The organism is uncultured Abyssibacter sp. (genome assembly GCF_964000955.1).
In the GTDB taxonomy this organism is placed as follows: domain Bacteria; phylum Pseudomonadota; class Gammaproteobacteria; order Nevskiales; family OUC007; genus Abyssibacter.
In genome coordinates, this window is sequence record NZ_CAXFCL010000259.1 from 1 (window position 1) to 2,549 (window position 2,549).

The 2,549-nt window shown below is 62.3% G+C and carries 6 protein-coding genes; all 6 read left to right on the forward strand.

The genetic code is table 11. From position 1 onward, the window contains the following. Window positions 1-208 (forward strand): DUF2784 family protein (locus tag ABNS06_RS12485; protein WP_348674927.1); only part of this gene is annotated, 208 nt, incomplete at its 5' end. A 73-nt stretch (window positions 209-281) separates the two neighbouring features. Further along, window positions 282-467 carry a hypothetical protein gene (locus ABNS06_RS12490; RefSeq protein WP_348674928.1) on the forward strand — a complete coding sequence of 62 codons (186 nt, stop codon included), beginning with the start codon at window positions 282-284 and terminating at the stop codon, window positions 465-467. A 28-nt stretch (window positions 468-495) separates the two neighbouring features. Then, window positions 496-867: a hypothetical protein gene (locus ABNS06_RS12495; RefSeq protein ID WP_348674929.1), complete on the forward strand. Its 372-nt coding sequence runs from the start codon at window positions 496-498 to the stop codon at window positions 865-867. Between the two features lie 133 nt (window positions 868-1,000). Further along, window positions 1,001-1,231, forward strand: a complete 231-nt coding sequence (locus ABNS06_RS12500) for a hypothetical protein (RefSeq protein ID WP_348674930.1) — start codon at window positions 1,001-1,003, stop codon at window positions 1,229-1,231. 36 nt (window positions 1,232-1,267) lie between these two features. Next, on the forward strand, window positions 1,268-1,762 hold the full coding sequence (locus tag ABNS06_RS12505; protein WP_348674931.1) for a hypothetical protein: 495 nt from the start codon (window positions 1,268-1,270) through the stop codon (window positions 1,760-1,762). Between the two features lie 33 nt (window positions 1,763-1,795). After that, window positions 1,796-2,350 carry a YdeI/OmpD-associated family protein gene (locus tag ABNS06_RS12510; RefSeq protein WP_348674932.1) on the forward strand — a complete coding sequence of 185 codons (555 nt, stop codon included), beginning with the start codon at window positions 1,796-1,798 and terminating at the stop codon, window positions 2,348-2,350. Window positions 2,351-2,549: the final 199 nt, after the last annotated feature.

Genomic DNA, 2,549 nt, shown 5'->3' on the forward strand with positions numbered 1-2,549 from the left:
GACCTGCCCGCTGACTCCTCTGGAGCAATGGCTTCGCCGTCATGCCGGCCAGGCTTCATTCGAAGGGGGCTGGATTCAGCACTATCTTGATCCCGGCGTCAGGCCGCTCGGCATGCCGAGACGGTTGGAGATGGTCGCGGGAATATCCATTGTGGTCTGGAACTTGGCCGTTTACGGGGCAATCATGGCGATGGGTGCCATTACCTGAAGCGTCGTAGTCACTCGGGAGATGAACATGCACCAAGGTAGTTGTCTCGGGTTCAACAAGGAGGGAAGCTTCCATGACGTCTGAGAATCGATCAAAACGTAAGAAGCCATCTTCCGGCGTGGGCCTGGGCCTCGGTGTCGCTCTGGGCGTGGCACTCGGTGCCGCGTTTGATGAGCTCGCGCTTGGCATTGCGCTGGGCGCCGGGCTCGGTGCGGTGCTTGATGTCTCCGCTCGCAGGCGGCGTGACGATGCGTCGTAATCGCGATGCGACAGCACTTTGATGAGTCGTGTACCACGCGCTGTTCACACTTTGTGTCGTTTTCCCCTGCGTAATCTGGATTTCTTCGCTGGAGCGCGGGTTTGACCCCCGCGATCCGCGACATACGAAAAAGGCGTTTCTCGCAGGTGCGCTGTACGTTTACGTCCTGATTGCCGGCTTGGTGATTCCGGAGCAACTCGGTGCGGACGTGCATCGCGATCGCCTGACGTTCTTCAGCTGGATTCCGACCTTTGCATTTTGTGGTTTTTTGTTCAGCGAGCCGAAACATTCCAGGGGTGTCGTGTTGTTCAGCGAACGCGAGGTTCAGTGGGCCTGCGTGGGGTTGCTGATGGTGATCGCACTGGTGGCGTCCGCGATGCTGTGGGTTCAGTGGTCGTGAATGCGCGCGAATGTGGTGCGTCGGTATCGATGTCAGATCGAAGCTTGGCCTCCGCCGTCCCCGTCGCGGAATCCAAGCCGTTGCTGCATTGTTGGTGTCGTCACCGCAGGGTGCAGACAGGGGTGCGCGACCGATGACGGAAACAACCGACCCGCTCGCTGAACGTCGCTTTTCCTACGAGACGGCAAAGAACGGGAGTGTGTTCATCAGTTTTCACGGTCGGCGCGTCACGCAGCTTGCCGGCAAGGATGCGACCAAGTTTCTCGCCAGGGTGGAGTCGCTCGACGCCCGGGGCCAGCAGCTGCTGATGGCGAAGGCGACGGGGAATTTCAAACGCGGCAATGAACGCCTGGGCAAGCGATGACGGCACCCGGTGGGTGGTGCGACGGAGGATAACGGCATGAAACATTGGCTGATCGCCATTCTGGCGGTAGGGATCATGGGTTGCTCGATGCTGGGCGGGAGCGACGATGAGGCGGCGTTCCACTTTCCGGACGAAGAGACGGAGAGCGCGCGCGAGCTCATGATCGGCAACTGGTTTGGAGAGAAGCGGCTGGACGACGGGTCGCTCCAGGAGTGGCTCGTCAAACGAGCGGCGGATGGCACTTATCTGATCGAATTCCGCCTCACCGAGGCCGGTGGCAGCATCGACACCTGGTCGGAAGTGGGCATCTGGGGCATTCGCAAGCCGATCTATTTCACGGCGGTGCGCGGGTTTGTCGAGGGCGAGCGGATGTTCCCCATCAACACCAATGATCACGCGCTCTACGATGCGTACGAGGTGATCGTGCTCGATGATGACGAGTTCACCTATCGCAGTTACACATCGGGCAACCGGTTCACGGTGAAGCGTGTTTCGGAGGATTTTCGTCTCGGGTCGCGGCAGGGCGCCTGACCCGCGGCGCCGGGCGGGTCTGACGAGGACGGCATGAAAGATCAGGACACCCGATCCAGCTTCGAAGCACGGGTGCTGCGCCCCAGGAGCGGGGGTGATGGCGATGACTGGGCGTTTGTCGTGCTGCCGCCGGCCGCGAGTGCCAGGCTGCCGAGGCGTGGCCGCACCACGGTGACAGCTAGCCTCAATGGCCATCGTTTCGACCGTCAGCTTGAGCCGGATGGCCAGAAAAGCCATTGGCTACGGATCGATCGGGCGCAGCTGGAGGCGTCGGGTGCCGCCGTCGGCGCGGTGGCCCGCTTCGAGATCGAGACCACGAAGGAGCCCGAACCGGCGGTGCCGGATGACCTGGCCGAGGCGCTGGACGCCGCCCCCGAGGCGCGCGCGACCTGGGAGGCCACCACCACCATCGCCCGGGTGGACTGGATTCACTGGATTACGTCCGCCAGGCAGACGAAAACCCGCGCCAAGAGAATTCACGATGCCTGTGACATGCTTGCCTCGGGCAAGAAGCGGGTTTGCTGCTTTGATCCGTCCGGGTTTTACAGCAAGGCGTTCAGCGCGCCGGAGGCGGACGGCGACGGGTGATCGATCGCGGCACGGGTCGCGGGCTTGCGCGGTGGTCGCGGCTTCCGGCCCTCACCGACTTTTCGCATGAGGATGGACGTGGACAGCGACGAATCCCGCTACTTCGAGATGAACCGTGTTGGCTGGGATCGCCGGGCGGCGGCGCATTTCGATTCGAGCTTCTACGACGTGAAGGGGTTTCTCGCCGGCGAGACGTCCC

Bases quoted from the DNA above. Each gene is read 5' to 3' on its own strand.
- ABNS06_RS12505 (WP_348674931.1), top strand. From the start codon at position 1,268: ATGAAACATTGGCTGATCGCCATTCTGGCGGTAGGGATCATGGGTTGC.
- ABNS06_RS12490 (WP_348674928.1), top strand. From the start codon at position 282: ATGACGTCTGAGAATCGATCAAAACGTAAGAAGCCATCTTCCGGCGTG.
- ABNS06_RS12500 (WP_348674930.1), top strand. From the start codon at position 1,001: ATGACGGAAACAACCGACCCGCTCGCTGAACGTCGCTTTTCCTACGAG.
- ABNS06_RS12510 (WP_348674932.1), top strand. From the start codon at position 1,796: ATGAAAGATCAGGACACCCGATCCAGCTTCGAAGCACGGGTGCTGCGC.